Genomic DNA, 18968 nt, shown 5'->3' with positions numbered 1-18968 from the left:
CACGGCTCCTACGCGGATGCGTTTATCCTGTTTAAGCTGCATGATATTGTAATAGTAACGGAACATAAAAATAGTATCTTAAAAAAAGTTAAGACCTCCGGTGCGTATTTTTATTAAATACATGACCGGAGGCCTTATTATTTACGTTCTGCCGATAAATGGAAGTTTGCTGAAATGTAATTATCACGGAGGCAAATTACAAGAAACATATAAAATCTATTGCTGGACAGTTCTGTTTTTAACGAAGCGTCTGTTCTGTCATGATTTCCCACCGGTTCCCGAATCTGTCTATCAGAGAAAGAAAACAGGAGCTGTAGGTGGTGCTTTGCGGCGGCGAAAGGATTTCTGCACCGTCCTTCATTGCCTCAAATGCCTGCATTACCTGCTCCTTCGTGTCCATTGTCACGACCAGGGAAAGCGGCAGATAAGACGGACGCTGCGTCGGTACCGCAGGCTCCATATCCGACAGCATGATTCTTGTGCCGTGCAGAAGCATTTCCGCATGGTATATATAATCGTCCCATCTGCTGTCGGCGGAATAATCCTCCGGATTGGCATCCCGATAGCGGAGCATGCAGGTGATTTCTCCGGAAAAAGCCTTCTGGTACAGCAGCATGGCTTCTTCACAGTCTCCATGAAAATGAAAATTCGGTGTAACCAGCATTTTTTTATCCTCCCGGTATATGATGGGAATCCATGGATGCAGTGTATGAAAGCACCTCCCGCCATTTTTCCCACCACTTTCTTCCTGCGGCTATTATTCCTGCGGCTGTGCCCCTTTATAGTGCACATGCAACAGCTCATGCTCTCTGCCTTCCAGTAGCCCGCCGTGATACAGATTGTAAATCACGGGGTTTTCTTCACTTCTCTTGATGGGGGCGGCTTTATCGGAGCGGTACATGCCTGCCATACGCTCTTTTTTGTCCACCTTATGGCAGAAGGGCTGGCCGGCGCCGGCAATACATCCGTAAGGACAGGCCATGACTTCCACAAAATCAAAATGCTCTTCGCCGCTCTTAATTTTTTCAATGAGGTTATCGGCATTTCCCAGCCCGCTTACCACGCCGATACGGAGGGTGCGGCCGTTCAGCTCCAGGACGGCTTCTTTGACGCCTTCCATGCCGCGGATGCCGGAAAACTTGATATCACGCAGCGACTGGGTGCTCTTTTCCTGAACCAGGCGGCGGAGTGCGGCTTCGGTTACGCCGCCGGTTACGCCGAAAATAACGCCTGCGCCAGAGGAGATGGAGAAGGGCATGTCGGGGGCCTCCGGATCGATTTCATCAAACTGGATGCCGCTTTCACGGATCATGCGGATCAGCTCCTTGGTGGTGATGACATAGTCGATGTCCGGCACGCCGTCCCGGATGAATTCTTCGCGGACCGCTTCCATCTTTTTGGCTACGCATGGCATAACGGCCATGGAGATAGTTTCTTTTCCTTCCTCTTTATCTTTATCCTTATAATACTCCTTCAGGACAGCGCCGAACATTTCCATCGGGGATTTACAGGAGGATATGTAGGGCATGATGTCGGGATGCTTCGTTTCTGCAAAACGGATCCAGGCGGGGCAGCAGGAGGTGAACAGCGGGAAACGGTCGTCTCCGCTTTCCAGTTTTTCACCCAGCTCCTTTGCCTCTTCCATAATGGTCAGGTCAGCGCCCACGCAGGTATCGTACACAGCGTCAAAGCCCAGCATACGGATGGCGGTAAAGATTTTGCCAATGCTGTCTTCGCCGGGAGCAAGACCGAAGGCTTCGCCCAGGGCGACACGGACGGCGGGAGCAACCTGTACGACGACACGTTTGCCTGGATCGTAGAGCTGACGCCATACCTTATCCAGGTTGGTTTTTACCTTGATGGCGGCGGTGGGGCATACGGCGGCGCACTGGCCGCAGTTTACGCAGTTGGTTTCCGCCAGCTTCTTGCCGAAGGCCGGGGTGACAATCATGGAGGAACCGCGGTTTGCAAAATCAATTGCCCCTACGTGCTGTACCTCATTACATACCCTGACGCAGTCGCCGCAAAGGATGCATTTGCTGGGATCCCTGACGATGGAAACTGAGGAATCATCCACGGGCTGTGCTTCTCTCGTATTGGGGAAACGGACATCAGTAAGGCCAAGGCGGCCCGCCAGCTCCTGAAGACGGCAGGTCTGGTTTTTCTCACAGATGGTGCAGTCGCGGCAGTGGGCGGCGAGCAGCAGCTCCAGAATCATTTTCCGGTGGTGCTGCAGCCTGGGGGTATTGGTGCGGATGACCATTTTATCCTTGGGAGGAGTGGAACAGGAAGCAATCAGATTGCCCCGTTCGTCCTCCACCATGCACATACGGCAGGCGCCGTATATGGAAAGATCGGAATAATAGCAAAGGGTGGGAACATGGATGCCTACGCTGTTGATTACCTGCAGGATGTTTTTTTCCTGATCGAAATCCGCCCTTATGCCGTCAATTATCATGTATTTTGCCATTTCAAATTCTCCTCTTAGCTTTTCATAACGCGTGCAAATGTCTGATTATGTACCGCAGCCGTATCTGTGGGTAACTGTCCAATACTTTCACAGTTACCGGTGAAGATACCAACAGTATACCTGCGGCCCAAATCAGCTGATTGCATGGAACGGGCAGCCTTCCTTACAGGCTCCGCACTTGATGCATTTGCTGACATCGATGGTGTGAGGCTTTTTCAGTTCTCCGGTAATGGCGGAGACAGGGCAGAGCCTTGCACATTTGGTACAGCCCTTACACAGCTCGGGATCGATCTGCAGGTTAACAAGCGCCTTGCATTGTCCGGCAGGGCATTTTTTATCCACAACATGGGAGATATATTCGTCCCTGAAATATTTCATGGTGCTGACAACAGGGAATGCCGCGGTTTTTCCAAGGCCGCAGAGCGCGGTATCGGAAATGGTCTGGGACAGTTCCTCCAGCATATCCAGATGCTCCATGGTTCCCCGGCCTTCCGTGATATCCGTAAGCAGCTCCAGCATACGCTTGGTGCCTTCACGGCAGGGTACGCATTTGCCGCAGGATTCGTTCTGGGTAAAATTCATGAAGAAGCGCGCAACCTCTACCATACAGCTTTTATCGTTCATGACCACCAGACCGCCGGAGCCGATCATGGCGCCTACTTTTTTGAGGGAATCAAAATCCAGGTGCATATCCAGGTGATCCTCAGTGGCGCTGATGCACAGGCAGCCGCCGGAGGGGCCTCCGATCTGGACGGCCTTAAAGCTGCCGCCTTTTACGCCGCCGCCAATGTCGAAAATAACCTCGCGCAGCGTCGTACCCATGGGAACCTCAATAAGCCCGGTGTTATTTACGTTTCCGGTGAGGGCGAAGGCCTTGGTGCCGTGATTGTTTTCAGGCCCCATGGTCTTATACCAGTCCGCGCCCTTTAAGATAATGGGGGCGACGTTACAGAAGGTTTCCACGTTATTGAGTACGGTAGGCTTCTCAAACAGGCCTTTTTCCACGGTCCTGGGGGGCTTTACGCGGGGCATGCCGCGGTTGCCTTCGATGGAGGAGGTGAGGGCGCTGCCTTCACCGCATACAAAGGCGCCTGCGCCCTGGCTGATTTTCACGGTAAAGCCGAAGCCGGAGCCAAGGATATTATCTCCCAGAAGCCCCATTTCCATAGCCTGGTCGATGGCGTTCTGCAGTCTGGAAACGGCCAGCGGGTATTCCGCACGCACATAGATATAACCGTAATGTGCGCCGGTGGCAATTCCTGCAATGATCATGCCTTCCAGGACGCGGTGGGGTTCGCCTTCCATCATGGAACGATCCATGAATGCGCCCGGGTCGCCTTCATCACCATTGCAGACAACGTACTTGATTTCTTCAGGCTGACGGAGCACCTGCGCCCATTTCCGGCCGGTGGGGAAACCGCCGCCTCCTCTGCCCCGCAGGCTGGAGTCCGAGATCTCGTCCACGATCTGCTGGGGCGTCATATCAAAAAGCGCCTTTGCCACGGCGGAATAACCGCCTACGGCTATGTATTCCCTGACGGATTCCGCGTTGATATGTCCGCAGTATTCCAGGGCAACGCGCGTCTGCTTTTTATAGAAGGGAATGTCCTCCTGTCTGGGATAGGATTTCAGGGACTGATCCTGATAGACGAGACGTTCCACAATTTCATCCTTAAGGATGCTTCGTTCAATAATTTCTTCGCAGTCCTCCACCTTTACCTTAATGTAAAGAAGGCCTTCCGGATCGATGCGCAGAAGGGGGCCCATTTCGCAGAAGCCGTGGCAGCCGCTTTTTTTCAGGCCGATACGCGCGCCTTCGGGGGCGGATTCTTCACAATGGCAGGTGTGTCCGGCGCCGTCTGCATGTTCGTGGGGCTCTTCCTCAAGAACTACCTCACAGCGGATGCCCTGTTCCTCCATCAGCTCTTTTAAGCGGGCATAGATTAAAAGGGAGCCGCCCGCAACACAGCCGGTGCCGGCACAGACGAGAATCCTTTTAGTCTGCGCATGAAGCCTGCTGCTGTAAAATTCCTGCAAGTGGTTTAATTCTTCGCGGCTGTTAATTTTCATCTGCTGCTTCCTCCCTCAGTTCTTTAATGAGTTCCCGTGCTTTTTCCGGTGTCATGGCGGCATGGACCTTGTCGTTTACGGTGCATACCGGCGCCAGGCCGCAGGCTCCCAGGCAGGATACGGTTTCCAGGGTAAAAAGCATATCGTCCGAATTATGCTTGGTTTCGGACAGCCCCAGGATATTCCGGAATTCCTCCAGGATGGGAATTGATTTGCGGACATGACAGGCTGTGCCATCGCATACTTTGATGACATATCTGCCCTTTGGTTCCAGAGAAAAGTTTTCATAAAAGGTGGCTACGCCATAAATTTTGGCTTCGCTCATCTTCAGCTTCCCGGCGATATAGGTCAGCGCCTCCTGGGGAAGATAGCGGTACGTTTTCTGGATGTCCTGCATGATTGCAATAACGGATGCGCTGTCGTAATCATGGCTTGAAAGAATCTCATCGAGGCTGGTGATTTCTTCGTGCGTCAACATGTGAACTCCTTTCGTTCTTGCGGACAAATCTGTGGGATGGGCGGCGAATGCCGCGCTGTGATAAATATAAGAATCCCGGCAGCTGCCCGCAGGGTAACTCCCTGCTTTACATTATTATTCCAGCTGTCAATACATAAACGCCTGACCTTGATGAAAAGGCAGACGGACGGCAACAGCTCAGATCACTGAACTGTCTGTTACGGTGACTAACAACGGTTTTAATATTTTACCATGAATAAGTGGAGTAAGCCATAAAATTTCTATGAATTTTGATAAAAAAACTCATTTTATACACAAATTAAAGAAGAATATACAATAAATACAATCAAAATATAAAAAAATATGCATATTGCACTAATGTTAAAAAAGGAGAAAACGGGTATCGTTCTGGCGGGATTCCCTGGCTGTTGGAATATGCAGCAAAAGCAGGTATCGGGCCCATCGCACATCGATTTTAAACGGCAGGATGCCTGTAACAGTCCGGTTGCCTGAACTGTTATGGAGGTTGGTGTTGCCCGAACGCCTCTTTTTCTATAGAATAATAAAAAAATAGTTAACTGTGAACTGGGCGGACAGTTACAAAAAATGAAAAAGAGGGATCAGACGTGAAGGAAAGAAAACATGGCACAGGAAGAAAAATCATCATGGGAGCACTGGCTGTCCTGTTATTTGCGGCGGCAGGAATTTTTATTTATATCCAGGCTTATTACCATGCGCTGCCGGATATTCAGGAGGTTTTTGCACAGGGCGGCGGGGAGCAGATACAGGTGGATGCATTGGATGCGTGGATTACGTATGGGGATACAAAAAGCGGGCGCGGTTTTATTTTTTATCCCGGCGCAAAGGTGGAGGAAGAGGCTTATGGCCCTCTGATGCGCGAAATTGCAGCTGAGGATTTTTTCTGCGTGCTTGTGCGGATGCCGGGACGGCTGGCGGTGCTGGGAAGCGGCGCGGCTGAGGACGTGATGTCGGCATATCCTGAAATAGAAGTATGGTACCTGGGCGGGCATTCCCTGGGCGGAGCCATGGCAGCGGGCTATGCGGCGGAGCACGCAGAGGAGCTGTCCGGGCTGGCGCTTTTGGCCGCTTATTCCACAAAGCCGCTTCCGGAGGCTCTGCCGGTGCTGTCTGTGTATGGCAGCCGGGACAGGGTGCTGAACCTGGAAAAGTATGAGGAGTGCCGGGTAAATCTTCCAAAGACGGCAGAGGAGTATGTGATTGAGGGTGGCAATCATGCCGGCTTTGGCTGGTATGGGGAACAGAAGGGCGACGGCAGTGCGGAAATTACGCCGCAGGAGCAGTGGAGGCTGACGGCGGCAGAGATTGGCAGATGGGCCGGGGACAGCAGGCAGCGGGAGCAGTGACCTCAGGATTACAGCCGGGAAGCGGTCAAAGATGTCGATTGAAAAGCCTGGAACAATAACAATGCTTCGTAAGCTTTGAAAAAAATAAATAAAAAAGTAATCATTTACATTCCTCCCATACGTTTCAATCTATGAGGGGACGCCCTCAGGAGGAAAAACTTGACGCGTGAAGATGAAATATTCAGAAAAATAGAACAGGGGGACAGCGGCGGGCTGGATGAGCTGGTGAGCCTTTATTACCCTGAAATACTGCGGTACTGCAGATGGCATACGCCGGATCAGGCAACGGCGGAGGATGCGGCGCAGGAAACCTTTCTAAAGGCGGTGCGGCATTTTGACCGGTATGTACATAAAGGCAGGTTCAAGGCCTTTCTTTATCAGATTGCCGCCAATACCTGTGTGGACATGTGGCGGAAAAAGAAACCGGAGGCCCTGCCGGAGGAGCTGGTATATACGGAACGGGAATTTGACCGGGCCGAGCAGGAGGCAGATCTCGCCCGGCTGGTGGAACGGCTGCCCGAAAAGCAGAGGGAAATCGTGCTGCTCCGGTTTGCCCAGGATCTTACGCTGCGGGAAACCGCCGATGTCCTGGGGCTTCCGCTGCGGACGGTACAATCGCGGCTGCGCGCCGCATTGAAGTACCTTAAGAAAATTCTGAAGGAAGGAGGAGAGACAGATGCAAAATAACTGGGAAAAAGAGCTGGGAAGGGCATTGAAGGAGAGCGTCGGGGAACCGGACGCCGAACGGATGGCCATGACAGCGGAAGCGCTGCATAAAGCTTACCGGGGAAAACACAGGGAGCGAATCGGTTTTACAGGCTTTCTGCTGCGGCAGATCCGGTTTAACAGCTGGAAAATATGGCTGATGCAGGGTGTGCTTCTTGGCCTGCTGCGCTTAGTACTGACCTTTACTTATGGCAGCCTGAAGGTGGTGAATCAGGAAAAAATCCCGCTGCTTCTTTGCTGTATATCCGTTCTTATCGTGATGACGGCGGTACCGTTTTTATGGCGTTCCCTGCGTTATCGGATGTTTGAAACTGAAATCGCCACGCGGATGTCCATGGGCAGGCTGACAGGAGCATGGCTTGTTCTTGCGGGGCTGGGGGATGCGGCAGTTCTTTCCTGCGTATTTTGGTACACGGTGCGCAGTACCGCCATAAGCCGGAGCGGCGCGGTATTATATTTGCTTGTGCCGTTTCTTCTTGCGGCGGCGGGACTATGCTATCTGCTGGGCCATGTGAGGCCGGAACGGTTTTGTGCGGGCTGTGCGGGAATGTGCGCTGCGCTTCTTCTTCTTTTTCTGGCTGCCGGCGAGTATTGCCCGGTGGTGTTCCGGCAGAACTTCAGCCTTGGCTGGGGCGGTATCTGTCTCTGCCTGCTGGCCTTTGGGGCACGGCAATGCCGCTTTATCCAAAAAAGGTATGCGCTGTAACCGTTCAGGCCGGTCTGTGCATTCACTGCACAGACCGTGAGAAAACGTGGAGGCATCAGGCGTCCGCCCCTCGCCGAAGGCGACTCTCATGGGCGGATGCAGTAACAGTTCGGCCGAAGGCTGAACTGTTACTATGCGTTCTGTGGTATGGATTTATAAGCGGTAAACGGAAAGGAGAATGGAAATGGAATTATGCTTGGAGCATGTATCCAGGGAATTTAAAGATAAAAAAGCAGTGGATGATGTGAGCCTGCGGATCGGTCCCGGCGTCTGGGGGCTTCTGGGAGCCAACGGCGCGGGAAAAACAACGCTGATGCGTATGATAGCCGGTATTTTAAAGCCAGGTTCAGGACAGATAACCTATGACGGCATCAGAATAGAAGCGCTGGGGGAGGCATACCGGGATATTTTCGGATATCTGCCTCAGGAATTCGGCTTTTATCCGGAGTTTACAGTAAAGGATTATCTGGAATATATTGCGGCCCTGAAAGGGCTGACTGTAAATAATACAAATAAAAAAATAGCTGAGCTGTTAGAAACACTGACGCTGTATGAGGTGAGGAATAAGAAGATAAGCAAGCTGTCCGGCGGTATGAAAAGAAGGGTGGGGATTGCCCAGGCGTTGCTGAACGAGCCGGAAATCCTGATTCTGGACGAGCCTACCAGCGGGCTGGATCCGGGGGAGCGCGTGCGTTTCCGGAACCTGCTTTCGGAGTTCGCCCATGACAGGATCGTCCTGATTTCCACACATATTGTGCCGGATGTGGAATATATTGCCATGCAGAACGCCATCATGAAGGACGGGCGCATTATTGAAACTGGGACGACGCAGGAGCTGGTGGAGCGGATGAAGGGGAAGGTTTGGGGCAGCACGATTTTGGCCCGTGAGCTTCCTTCCTGTGAAAAACGCCTTCGCATCGTCAATCTGAAGAATGAACCGGACGGCCGGATAACGATCCGTTATCTTTCCGAAGAGCCGGAAACGGAAACCGCCGTGGCTTTGGAGCCAAGGCTGGAGGATCTGTATCTGTGGCTGTTCCCGCAGGGAATGTATCCTGAGGATCAGGCTGCTGCGGAAAAAGAATCCGGGATAAAGAAACCAGGAAAAAAAGGAGGAAGCGGCAGATGAAATTATTTACTCTGGAAATCAAACGGGTCCTCAGGACGAAAACCACCTGGCTGCTGCTTGCGGCATCGCTGGCGCTTTCCGGAATCATGGCATGGCTGCCGGTCACTTTTGAATCCCGCTATATCGGCGGGCTGGACGGTATAGAGCAGACAGAGGTCAAAGGCATGGCTGCCATACGGCTGGTCAGGGACGCACAGGCGGATCTGGGCGGCGTGATCACCCAGGAGCAGCTGAGAAATGTGCTGGAAACGGCGCAGAAAACGCTTAATGATTCCGGAAAAGCCTATACCTATCAGCTGTCTCCCAGTATTTATCAGGAAAATATCCTCCCCATAGCTCCTTTGCTGTCGCGGATTACCGAGGTCTATGCAGATCCGGAAACCGGGATGGCGCCAGGGCTGACAGACATTGCACCGAAGCAGCTGGATCATTATTATGAAAGCTGCGCCACACATCTGGATGATTTAATGAAGCTGGAGCAGAAGGAGCACCCGGCTGCACAGGAAAAGGCCAGGGCCTTATATGCGAAGGTAAAAATGCCCTTTGTGTTCTATCCGGGCTACAATACGAATGCCTATGACTATCAGATGCTGCTGATTTTCCTGGTGGTTCTATTTTGCACCGTCATTGCTGCGCCGGTATTTTCAGCGGAATACCAGACCCAGGCGGATGACATCCTCCGGTGCACCAAATATGGAAAAGCCAGGCTGGCAGTGATTAAGCTGCTGTCAGCGCTTTTCATAACATCGGCTGCCTTTCTTTGCTGTGCGGCGCTGTATCTGGTGCTGTCCAACAGCTTTTACGGCTGGGATATGCTGAAAACCTCCATACAGCTTATCTTTTCCTCTGTAAGCCTGGGCAGCATGAACATCGGGCAGCTGCAGCTGGCGGTGACGGCCGCGGGATGGGCCAGCCTGCTTGCCACCATCAGCTTTACGCTGTTTCTTTCCTCACGCTGTAAAAATACGGTCACAGCCCTTTCCCTGGCCCTGCTGTTTTTCCTCGCGCCCATCATCCTTTATATGGCTTCCTCCGGAAACGCCGTATCCTGGCTGAGATGCCTTCTGCCCTCCGGCGGCGTAAGTATACTGGGGGGATTTGCGGGAGAAATGACGGATTTCAATTTCCTCCACCTGGGAAATTTCAGCGTATGGTCCCCTTATGTGATAGCAGCGGCATCACTGATTGAAATCCCGGTATTTCTTGCGGCGGCGTCCTGGTCCTACTGCAGGCATTCGCAATAATAAGGAAAACTGGACAGCAACAGGCTGTTCGGGACATGGGATTATTGGAATTATCTCTTTCCCTGGGTAACCGTTACCTGCCGGTTATCCAGGGATTTTTTACTGCGCAATAATCCGCCCCATAATGGCAAGATCCTCTGATGCCATTTCCACCTTTGACTTTTCAATCAGAATATTTCCGCCCGTCATAATATAAGACGGCATGATGCGGATGCCGTTATAATATATTTCACTGCTGCGCAGCTTATATGTGGAAACGGCAGGAACCGCATTTTTCTTTGACTCTTTTTTGGTTATCATATTAAAGGCTTTTTTGGCCACATCGCCCATAAGCATAATCACTTTTTTATTGGGGAACAGGGCCAGTTCCTTTTCCAGATAGGGCAGGCTGCCTTCTATGGTGCTTCGGGCAATTGCATACTCGGTTTTCGGTGTTTTGACCGCGTTGGTAATGTAGATTCCCAACTGTAAGATATCCTGGATGCTCTGGACCTTAAAACCTGCCTTTTGAAACAATGGTATCGTTGTTGAAAGGTAGGCGGCATCCTGCCGGCCGTAGAAATCCTGGGAAGGATCACAGGGAACCGCTTCATTTATCAGGATTGCCCTGATTTTCAGAGGGTCAAGTTCCAAATCATTCAGCTGTATATGCTGCGCCGCCCCCAAGGCGTTTTCCAGTTCTTTTCTGACATTCATGTGATATCCTCCAGGTTGGCCCCATTGTATTTTTACAGTTCTAAAGAAATGTTATACACAGCCGTCTGTTCTGCATACCATCAAGCGGCTGCGGCCGGTGTATTTATGATTTGAATTATAGCATGGTAAACCTGACAACAGTATGTCATATTTTATGCCAACAAGGATATTTTTCTGGTGGATGTTTGTGCATGAAAATGGTATGATTAATCCGTCCCTGACAAAGGAGAAAATCACGAAAGGAAGCAAGCCATGCTGAGCAGAACCGATATCCGCCGCGAATGCCATAAAGTTACGTTTCTCAAGGGAGATGATCTGAATCAGCGGGGAGCAGTGCAAAATCTGCACTGGACAAAGGAGCTGGAGGACGGCTTTGAGGTGGTATCCATGGAGGCCAGCGTCAGCGGAAGCCATGGAAATCTGTACGATGTTAAATTAAAAATAGATGAGGATTACAGAGAAGTTCTGGAAAGCGACTGTGAATGCCCGGCGTTTTACAGCTACAGCGGACTGTGCAAGCATTGTGTGGCTGTGCTTCTCGATTATATAGAAGAAAGAAAGGAACAGAGAATGCGGCCGCGCGCGCTTTCTGCGGTTCCTGCGGCGCCCCGTCCCAGAACCTCAACCTATGGCTTTGACGGGATTCTCAACCAGTATGTTTACCGCGACAAGGTGAATCTGATGCAGCCGGATATTCTGGGCAGGGTGCGGCTGGAGCCGTATTTTTATCTGCCTGCGGAAAACATGAGGGTGGAATTTAAGATCGGATGCACCCGGATGTATGTGCTGAAAAATATCGGTGATTTCGTGAATGCTGTTGCCAGGAATGAACAGGTATTCTATGGTAAGGAGCTGGAATTCTACCACCATCCGGAGGCCTTTACCCCGGAGAGCAGGCCGTTGGTACGTTTTCTCCAGTATTCGCTGCTCAAGGGCAGCAGCTATATGGGCAATTATCTTTCCACCGTATATAAACGGGATCTGAATGTCACTCCGGAACTGATCGATGATTTCCTGGATGCCGCTGGCGCAGGGCCGCTTATGGGAGAGACGGCGGATGGGATTGCCAGGGAATGGTCGTTCCGGGAAGGGGAGCCGGTGCGGCGTTTGGAAATAAGCGGCGATTCTTACGGGATTTCCGTAAAGCTGCAGCGGATGCAGATGGTGACCGGGAAGCGGTATGGGTACTTTTTCGACGAGGGAACCATATGGAAAACGGATCGGGAACGGATAGAGGAAATCAGGGAGTTCCTGATTTATATGGACAGCTTCGGCAAAAGCGGCCTGTATGTGGCAGGCACGGAGCTTCCGGCTTTTGCCAGGGACATGCTGCCGGTCCTGCAGGAGCATTTTGAGGTGGAAATGAGGAATTTTTCACCGGAGGAATACCTGCCGGAGGAGGCGTCCTTTGAAATCTACCTGGACGCGCCCCAGAGGGATCTGCTGACCTGTGAGCTTTACGCGGTGTACGGGGAGGAAAAATATAACCTGTTTGACAGCCTGGATCTGACCGAGCGGAGGGATGCGCGGCGGGAAATGCTGATGAAGGGCCTGGTGGGGGAATTTTTCAACGCCTATGATCCCGGCAAGCGTCAGATGGTGCTCTCTTCGGATGAGGAGCGGCTCTTTCTCTTTTTGCAGGAAGGGATCCCCAGGCTGCAGGAGCTGTGCGAGGTATATATTTCCGATGCAGTCAGAGCCATGCGCGTGCTGCCCGCGCCGCATGTGAGCGTGGGCGTATCCATAGCGGGGGATTTGCTGGAGCTTACGCTGCAGTCGGAAGAAATGCCCATGGATCAGCTGATTTCCATTCTGTCCCGTTATGACAGGAAAAAGAAATACTACCGGTTGAAAAACGGCAGTTTTGTGGATTTGGGCGATGAAGGGATCCGCACGCTGGCACAGCTGAAGCAGGAGCTGATGATAGCCGATTCCGCCATGGAGGACGGCGTAGTCAGCCTGCCCCGCTACCGGGCCATGTATCTTGACGGCAGCCTGAAGGAAGACAGCGGCCTGTCCCTGCAGAAGGGAAAAAGCTTCCGCGCGCTGGTGCGGAATATGAAGACCGTGGAGGACAATGATTTTGAGGTGCCTCCGGAGCTGGACGGTATTCTGCGCGGATATCAGAAGCAGGGCTTTCTGTGGATCAAAACCCTGAAGGCCAATGGTTTCGGCGGGATTCTGGCGGACGATATGGGTCTGGGAAAAACACTGCAGGTAATTGCTTTTCTTTTATCAGAGTGGAAGGAGAGCGGGGGAAATCCGGGACGGCCCTGGCTGATCGTGTGTCCGGCTTCCCTGGTCTTCAACTGGAAAAGCGAAGTGGAACGCTTTGCCCCTGTGCTTCCGGTTTATGCGGCGGCAGGCGGGGCCGGAGAGAGAAAGCAGCTTCTGGAGCAGGCGGCGCGGGAGAAAAAAGGTGTGATAATCACCTCCTATGAGCTGCTGCGCCGGGATATTGATATTTATACCGGCATGGATTTCGCCTGCGAGGTAATCGACGAGGCGCAGTTTATCAAGAACCATTCCACCCAGGCGGCCAGGGCTGTGAAACAGGTCCCCGCAGGCTTCCGGCTTGCGCTGACGGGAACGCCGGTGGAAAACCGGCTCAGTGAGCTGTGGAGCATTTTTGATTACCTGATGCCGGGCTTCCTGTTTTCCTACAGCCGTTTCCGGGAGGAGCTGGAAACGCCAATCGTATCCAGGGAGGATGAGGAAACCGCGGTGCGCCTCCATAAAATGATCCGTCCGTTTGTGCTGCGCAGGCTGAAAAAGGATGTGCTCACCGACCTTCCGGATAAGATCGAAAAGCCCATGATGGCCGTGATGGAGGGCGAGCAGAGCAGCCTGTATGACGCCCATGTGCAGCGTCTGATAGCTGTGCTCACCAAACAGACGGATCAGGAATTTGCGGGAACGCAGATACAGGTGCTTTCGGAGCTTACCAAGCTGCGGCAGATCTGCTGTGATCCGGGGCTTTTGTTTGACGGCTATGAAGGGGACAGTGCCAAAACAAGGCTTTGTATGGAATTGATACGTAATGCGGCGGAGGGCGGGCATAAGGTGCTGCTTTTCTCCCAGTTCACCTCCATGCTGGAACGGCTGAAGAGCGCGCTTGCCAAAGAAAAAATCTCTTATTACACGCTGGACGGCAGCACGCCCAAGGTAAGGCGCCTGGAGCTGGTGGAGAGCTTCAACAAGGATGACACGCAGGTTTTCTGTATTTCCCTTAAGGCAGGAGGGACAGGCCTGAACCTGACGGCGGCGGACATCGTGATTCATTTTGATCCCTGGTGGAACGTGGCTGTGCAGAACCAGGCCACCGACCGGGCGCACCGTATCGGCCAGAGGAACGTGGTGACCGTTTATAAGCTGATTGCAAAGGGCACCATAGAAGAAAAAATAACAGCCCTTCAGGAAAAAAAGAAGGCGCTGGCGGACAGCATTCTGGGCGGGGAGGAAATGGAAAGGGCATCCTTTACCAGGGAAGAGCTGATGGAAATTTTAAAATAGCCAAAGACCCGCTGCGGCCGTAAAAGGCAGACAAGCCTGCGCCTGGCTGGATACCTGCGGGAATAAAAAGGAGTACGGACGATGAATGAAATGAAGCTGTGGTACGTAAGGAGCGCAGAAAAATGGGAGGAAAGCCTGCCCATTGGAAACGGGAGCCTGGGCGCCATGATTAAGGGCGGGACCGACGAGGAAATCCTGGGATTAAATGAAGAAAGCCTGTGGTCGGGCTATTATAAGGACAAAAACAACCCGGGAGCAGCCGCGCAGCTGGAGGAGGTGCGCCGCCTTATTTTTGCCGGGAAAAATAAAGAAGCGGAGCGCCTGATCCAGAAAAGCATGCTGGGGGAATTCAATGAATCCTACCTGCCCCTGGGCAGCCTCAGCCTCCGGTTTTCCTATGAAGGGGAGACTGCGGCAGCGGATTACCGCAGAGAGCTGGATATTGATCATGCATGTGCCCGGGTAGCCTATAGCTGTTGCGGCACGCACTATGAAAGAGAGTTTTTTGCCAGCTATCCGGCAAGGGCCATCTGCATCCGTCTGAAGGCGGATCGGGCGGCGATGGATTTTACCATGTCCTTTGCCTCCGAACTGGAGCACACCTGCGAGGCAAAGAAGGGGGGACTTGAAATCGCAGGAAGATGTCCGGAGCATGTGGATCCTTCCTATATTCCCCTCCGTGAGGATTCGGTGGTTCAGGGAACCAGAGGGAAAGCGTTTACGGCAGCTGTCCGCATTCTGGAATGCGACGGCCTTGTGGAAAATACAGGGGACAGGATCCGTGTAAGCGGCGCATCCGTCTGTGTCCTCATTTTGTCGGCGGTAAAGGAGCCGGCCTTACCCGAAAATGCTTCCTACGACTCTTTGAAGGCGGAGCATATCCGGGATTATGAAGCGCTTTACGGCAGGGTGGAGCTGTATCTGGGAGAGCAGAAGGCGCTTCCCACGGATGAACGCCTGGAGCTGTTAAAAAAGGGAGAAGAGGACAATGGTCTTTACAGCCTGTTTTTCCAGTACGGAAGGTATCTGCTCATTGCTTCCTCCAGAGAAGGAAGCCTTCCCGCCAACCTGCAGGGAATCTGGAGCTGGGAGCTGCGCGCCCCCTGGAGCAGCAACTGGACGATCAATATTAACACCCAGATGAATTACTGGCATGCCCAGAGCTGCAACCTGGGAGAGTGCGCGGAGCCTTATTTCCGCTTTATGGAAAAAATCTGTGAGGAAGGAAAGAAAACGGCTTCCGTCAACTATCACTGCAGAGGCTTTGTGGCGCATCATAACATCGATTTCTGGGGGAATACCAACCCGGTGGGACTGCTTCCCGGACAGACAGAGGGCGGCGACGGCTGCGTGAACTGGGCATACTGGCCCATGGGCGGCGCATGGCTGACCCAGGAGCTGTTCCGCGCTTATGAATACAGCCAGGATGAACGCTATCTGAAGGAGGTGGCGGCGCCGATTATCCGGGAGGCCGCGCTGTTCCTGAATGACTGGCTGGTGGAATATCAGGGCGAATACGTGACCTGTCCCTCCACCTCTCCTGAAAACCAGTTCCGCCTTCCTGACGGACGGACCACAAGCGTAACCTATGCTTCCTCCATGGACATGGCCATTGTGCGGGAGGTATTTGGGAACTATATGAAAATCTGTGAAATTCTGGGCACACAGGATTCCCTGCTGGATGAAATCAGGGAAAAGCTGCCCCGCCTGGCCCCCTTTCGGACAGGGAGCTTCGGACAGCTTCTGGAATGGCATGAGGAGTATGAAGAACCGGAACCCGGCCATCGTCATATTTCCCATTTATATGGATTGTTCCCTTCAGAGCTGTTTGCAGGAAATGAAAAGCTGACGGAGGCCTGCAGGATATCCCTGAAGCACCGGCTGGAAAACGGAGGCGGGCATACCGGCTGGAGCTGTGCCTGGATCACCAACGTATTTGCCATTCTGGAGGATTCGGAAAATGCCTATGCCTACCTGCGCACCCTGCTCACCAGATCCACCTATCCCAATCTCTGGGACGCCCATCCGCCGTTCCAGATTGACGGGAATTTCGGCGGCACGGCTGCCATTGCCAACATGCTGGTGCAGGACAGGGGCGGAGAGGTGAAGCTGCTTCCGGCGCTGCCCAGGCAGTTTAAGGATGGCTATGTGAAGGGGCTTTGCATTAAAGGAAGAAAATGTGTGGATATTTCCTGGAAGGACGGGAAAGAAGAAACGCATAGGATTTACAGCAGGGAAGAAGCCAGATAACACAATAAATATAAGCGGGAAAAAGATTCTTTTGAAAAAGGGGCCGGATACAGTGATTATCGCTGTTTCCGGCCCTCTTTATGATCTAATACTTCTTTTTGTAAGCGGTTGGAGAGATCCCATTAATCTGCGAAAAAACACGGTAGAAGGTACTGAGACTTTCAAAGCCTGCCAGATAACAGATTTCAGTAACCGGAAAATCGGTGGCTGTAAGCAGTTTTTCCGCGTGCTGTACACGCAGGGCATTCAGATATGTGCTGAAATTACACCCGATTTTCTGGGAAAAGAAACGGGAGATTTGGTATTTGCTCACACCAAGATGATGCGCCAGATTATCGAGAGTCAAAGGCTCCATAAAGTGCTTTGACAGATAAGTCAGCAGCTCAGGTAAAAAGGAAACTGTTTTTTCCCTTTCAACCAGTTCTGTATGATTTAGAATCTGTCCCAGAATTACGGAAAGATAACCCTGCAGAAGACGTTGATCTAAAGTCCAGTAACGTTCTACCGCAATGGTATTAAATGCGTTAATTATATCAGGATGAATCTGTCCGGCAGACAGAAAAGGGCATTTTGGCTGCCGGGAAAAAAGCAGCTGGTGATAATTTTCAACCAGTTCAGGTGAGAATATTACCGTGAGTACATAATTAGGCTGTGTGGAGTGATAGGAATGTACGATATTAGGAAATACAATGGAGAGTTCCCCTGCATGCAGGGTTTTGCTGCTGCTGCCGATCGTGATTGTGACTTCCCCTTCGCATAAGTAAATAATTTCCAGTGTTTCATGGATATGAGGATAGAAATCCATGGGGACAAAAAAAGCCTCAAAGCTGATATCCCTTTTTTCATATATGATAGCCATGTTTCTTCCTCCACGCAATATTTGGGAAAGTTAAAATTTGATTTAAGAAGAATTCTACTATAAAAGTATTATATAGTAAAGGCACAAAGCGAAAGAAGCACAGGCGAATAAAGGTAAAGTGCAGGTGCGGATTCTAATTGTCTATAGAAACTGTGCACAGTAAGGGGAACATGTAAAAAGATTCAGGTGGGAGGATACATAATGTTTTTAAAGAAGATTAAAAAAATATTTTGCGGGGCGGCTGTCATGACTATGATGGCTATGATTATAAGCGGCTGCGGAGAATCCAAGGAAATTGAATTCTGGAATCTTTGTACAGGGCCGGACGGAGAAAATATGGTGGCGTTAATTGATGGTTTTAATGCCACAAATCCGGAGTATAAGGTCAAAAATGTTACAATGGAGGGAGGTGATTTATACACCAAGATTCCTACCGTTGTAAATTCTAAAAAGGGAATACCGGACCTGGCTTTAATAAATGATATATCCAGGCTGCGTATGTTTTATGAGCAGGGTCTGCTGGAACCGGTGGATGACACACTGACGGTTCACGTGCCGGAGCTTTCCGGGGACAGCTACAGGGCAGCCGCCTGGGATGTGGGGACCTGGGATGGAAAGCAGTATTCTATTCCGCTGGATGTAGGTGTGACAGGAATTGTATACAATAAGGATCTTGTGGATAAATATGCGCCGGGTGCGTTGGATGATAATGTGATTACAGTAGCGGAAATGATGGAAATCCTTCCGAAGGCCAAGGCTGACGGGCTGAGAACCCATACGCCTGCATTTTTCCCATATGAACAGATGGTATCCCTGGCAAAACAGCAGGGGGGAGAGCTTTTTGATGAAAATGACAATCCTACAATAAACACACCTGAATTCAAACAGGCGCTGCAGACATTAAAGGATATTATTGACGCCGGCGGCGGAAGTGACAATGGTGAGGATAACCTGCAGCTGTTTATGTCTGAAGGATCCGTATTCACCCATACCGGTGTATGGGATAAAAACTCACTTGATAAGGCGGAGAATCTTAATTGGGGAATGTGCAATACTCTGGCTTATGATCCGAATGTTTATTATAATGTTTCCTTTACAAATCAGTTCATTATGCTGAAGGATGATAAGAGAAGCGAGGAAAAAGAAAAGGTAATTGCAGATTTCCTGAATTATGTGAGAGAGCATTCCGATGTCTGGGCAAGATCCGGGCAGGTTCCGGCGAGTAATGCCGTGGACAATATGGACGAATTCAAGAGTATGAAGCAGTATCTGTTTATTGAATCTCCCGCAGAGGAAGAGGCAATCGTTATCAATACCTTCCGTTACGGCGGATATGCAGGGGATGCTTTCGGCGCAGTTCTTAATGATGTGTTATATGGAAATATGGACATTGATGATGCGCTTGTACAGGTTCAAAAAGAGGTGGAAGATAAAATAGCGCAGGCCCGGTAATGGGTCTGCAG

Annotated in this window: 14 protein-coding genes; 8 read left to right on the top strand and 6 right to left on the bottom strand. The window is 51.4% G+C overall.

The genetic code is table 11. The features are described from left to right. Positions 1-238 precede the first annotated feature (238 nt). The 4 genes from HMPREF1548_RS22155 to HMPREF1548_RS22140 all read right to left on the bottom strand — a co-directional run bounded on the left by HMPREF1548_RS22155 (position 239) and on the right by HMPREF1548_RS22140 (position 5018). Positions 239-664: a VOC family protein gene (locus tag HMPREF1548_RS22155; RefSeq protein WP_021638853.1), complete on the bottom strand. Its 426-nt coding sequence runs from the start codon at positions 662-664 to the stop codon at positions 239-241. A gap of 93 nt (positions 665-757) precedes the next feature. Beyond that, positions 758-2470, bottom strand: a complete 1713-nt coding sequence (locus HMPREF1548_RS22150) for a [FeFe] hydrogenase, group A (protein ID WP_025490439.1) — start codon at positions 2468-2470, stop codon at positions 758-760. Positions 2471-2602: 132 nt separating this feature from the next. Further along, on the bottom strand, positions 2603-4540 hold the full coding sequence (locus tag HMPREF1548_RS22145) for an NADH-quinone oxidoreductase subunit NuoF (RefSeq protein WP_021638848.1): 1938 nt from the start codon (positions 4538-4540) through the stop codon (positions 2603-2605). Continuing rightward, complete coding sequence (locus HMPREF1548_RS22140; RefSeq protein ID WP_021638847.1) at positions 4530-5018, bottom strand: NADH-quinone oxidoreductase subunit NuoE family protein; 489 nt, start codon at positions 5016-5018, stop codon at positions 4530-4532. Before HMPREF1548_RS22140 ends, HMPREF1548_RS22145 begins: the two co-directional genes overlap by 11 nt. Before the next feature lie 605 nt (positions 5019-5623). Between HMPREF1548_RS22140 and HMPREF1548_RS22135 the strand changes: the two genes are divergently transcribed. The 5 genes from HMPREF1548_RS22135 (at position 5624) to HMPREF1548_RS22115 (ending at position 10187) form a co-directional block, all read left to right on the top strand. Beyond that, on the top strand, positions 5624-6382 hold the full coding sequence (locus HMPREF1548_RS22135) for an alpha/beta hydrolase (RefSeq protein WP_021638844.1): 759 nt from the start codon (positions 5624-5626) through the stop codon (positions 6380-6382). 159 nt (positions 6383-6541) lie between these two features. Next, positions 6542-7069 carry an RNA polymerase sigma factor gene (locus tag HMPREF1548_RS22130; RefSeq protein WP_021638843.1) on the top strand — a complete coding sequence of 176 codons (528 nt, stop codon included), beginning with the start codon at positions 6542-6544 and terminating at the stop codon, positions 7067-7069. Further along, a complete protein-coding gene (locus tag HMPREF1548_RS22125; RefSeq protein WP_021638842.1) occupies positions 7059-7814 on the top strand; it encodes a hypothetical protein in 756 nt (251 codons plus the stop codon). Before HMPREF1548_RS22130 ends, HMPREF1548_RS22125 begins: the two co-directional genes overlap by 11 nt. Positions 7815-7998: 184 nt before the next feature. Continuing rightward, positions 7999-8943, top strand: a complete 945-nt coding sequence (locus HMPREF1548_RS22120) for an ABC transporter ATP-binding protein (protein WP_051358457.1) — start codon at positions 7999-8001, stop codon at positions 8941-8943. Next, the gene (locus tag HMPREF1548_RS22115) at positions 8940-10187 is read left to right on the top strand and encodes an ABC transporter permease subunit (RefSeq protein WP_021638840.1); all 1248 of its coding nucleotides are present in this window, start codon (positions 8940-8942) and stop codon (positions 10185-10187) included. The genes HMPREF1548_RS22120 and HMPREF1548_RS22115 overlap by 4 nt, the downstream gene beginning before the upstream one ends. A 99-nt stretch (positions 10188-10286) precedes the next feature. On the opposite strand, the gene HMPREF1548_RS22110 is transcribed toward HMPREF1548_RS22115, so the two are convergent. Then, entirely contained in the window at positions 10287-10883 is a 597-nt protein-coding gene (locus HMPREF1548_RS22110) for a uracil-DNA glycosylase family protein (RefSeq protein WP_021638839.1), read from the bottom strand. A gap of 252 nt (positions 10884-11135) precedes the next feature. Here HMPREF1548_RS22110 and HMPREF1548_RS22105 point away from each other — a divergent pair, with 252 nt between their 5' ends. Further along, positions 11136-14396 carry a DEAD/DEAH box helicase gene (locus tag HMPREF1548_RS22105; protein ID WP_021638838.1) on the top strand — a complete coding sequence of 1087 codons (3261 nt, stop codon included), beginning with the start codon at positions 11136-11138 and terminating at the stop codon, positions 14394-14396. An 81-nt stretch (positions 14397-14477) separates the two neighbouring features. Continuing rightward, positions 14478-16646: a glycoside hydrolase family 95 protein gene (locus HMPREF1548_RS22100; RefSeq protein WP_021638837.1), complete on the top strand. Its 2169-nt coding sequence runs from the start codon at positions 14478-14480 to the stop codon at positions 16644-16646. 85 nt (positions 16647-16731) lie between these two features. Here HMPREF1548_RS22100 and HMPREF1548_RS22095 read toward each other — a convergent pair whose 3' ends face one another. Further along, positions 16732-17505 (bottom strand): helix-turn-helix transcriptional regulator, encoded by a 774-nt coding sequence (locus HMPREF1548_RS22095; RefSeq protein ID WP_021638836.1) that lies wholly within the window; start codon positions 17503-17505, stop codon positions 16732-16734. Positions 17506-17706: 201 nt separating this feature from the next. Here HMPREF1548_RS22095 and HMPREF1548_RS22090 point away from each other — a divergent pair, with 201 nt between their 5' ends. Beyond that, entirely contained in the window at positions 17707-18957 is a 1251-nt protein-coding gene (locus HMPREF1548_RS22090) for an extracellular solute-binding protein (RefSeq protein ID WP_021638835.1), read from the top strand. The last annotated feature ends 11 nt before the right edge of the window (positions 18958-18968 follow it).

The sequence above is a fragment of the Clostridium sp. KLE 1755 genome (genome assembly GCF_000466465.2).
GTDB lineage: Bacteria > Bacillota > Clostridia > Lachnospirales > Lachnospiraceae > Eisenbergiella > Eisenbergiella porci.
Note: the sequence above shows the minus strand (reverse complement) of the source record. Positions and strands in the feature narration are given on the sequence as shown.

Bases quoted from the DNA above. Each gene is read 5' to 3' on its own strand.
- HMPREF1548_RS22125 (WP_021638842.1), top strand. From the start codon at position 7,059: ATGCAAAATAACTGGGAAAAAGAGCTGGGAAGGGCATTGAAGGAGAGC.
- HMPREF1548_RS22115 (WP_021638840.1), top strand. From the start codon at position 8,940: ATGAAATTATTTACTCTGGAAATCAAACGGGTCCTCAGGACGAAAACC.
- HMPREF1548_RS22145 (WP_021638848.1), bottom strand. From the start codon at position 4,540: ATGAAAATTAACAGCCGCGAAGAATTAAACCACTTGCAGGAATTTTAC.
- HMPREF1548_RS22150 (WP_025490439.1), bottom strand. From the start codon at position 2,470: ATGGCAAAATACATGATAATTGACGGCATAAGGGCGGATTTCGATCAG.
- HMPREF1548_RS22095 (WP_021638836.1), bottom strand. From the start codon at position 17,505: ATGGCTATCATATATGAAAAAAGGGATATCAGCTTTGAGGCTTTTTTT.
- HMPREF1548_RS22140 (WP_021638847.1), bottom strand. From the start codon at position 5,018: ATGTTGACGCACGAAGAAATCACCAGCCTCGATGAGATTCTTTCAAGC.
- HMPREF1548_RS22120 (WP_051358457.1), top strand. From the start codon at position 7,999: ATGGAATTATGCTTGGAGCATGTATCCAGGGAATTTAAAGATAAAAAA.
- HMPREF1548_RS22090 (WP_021638835.1), top strand. From the start codon at position 17,707: ATGTTTTTAAAGAAGATTAAAAAAATATTTTGCGGGGCGGCTGTCATG.
- HMPREF1548_RS22155 (WP_021638853.1), bottom strand. From the start codon at position 664: ATGCTGGTTACACCGAATTTTCATTTTCATGGAGACTGTGAAGAAGCC.
- HMPREF1548_RS22105 (WP_021638838.1), top strand. From the start codon at position 11,136: ATGCTGAGCAGAACCGATATCCGCCGCGAATGCCATAAAGTTACGTTT.
- HMPREF1548_RS22110 (WP_021638839.1), bottom strand. From the start codon at position 10,883: ATGAATGTCAGAAAAGAACTGGAAAACGCCTTGGGGGCGGCGCAGCAT.
- HMPREF1548_RS22100 (WP_021638837.1), top strand. From the start codon at position 14,478: ATGAATGAAATGAAGCTGTGGTACGTAAGGAGCGCAGAAAAATGGGAG.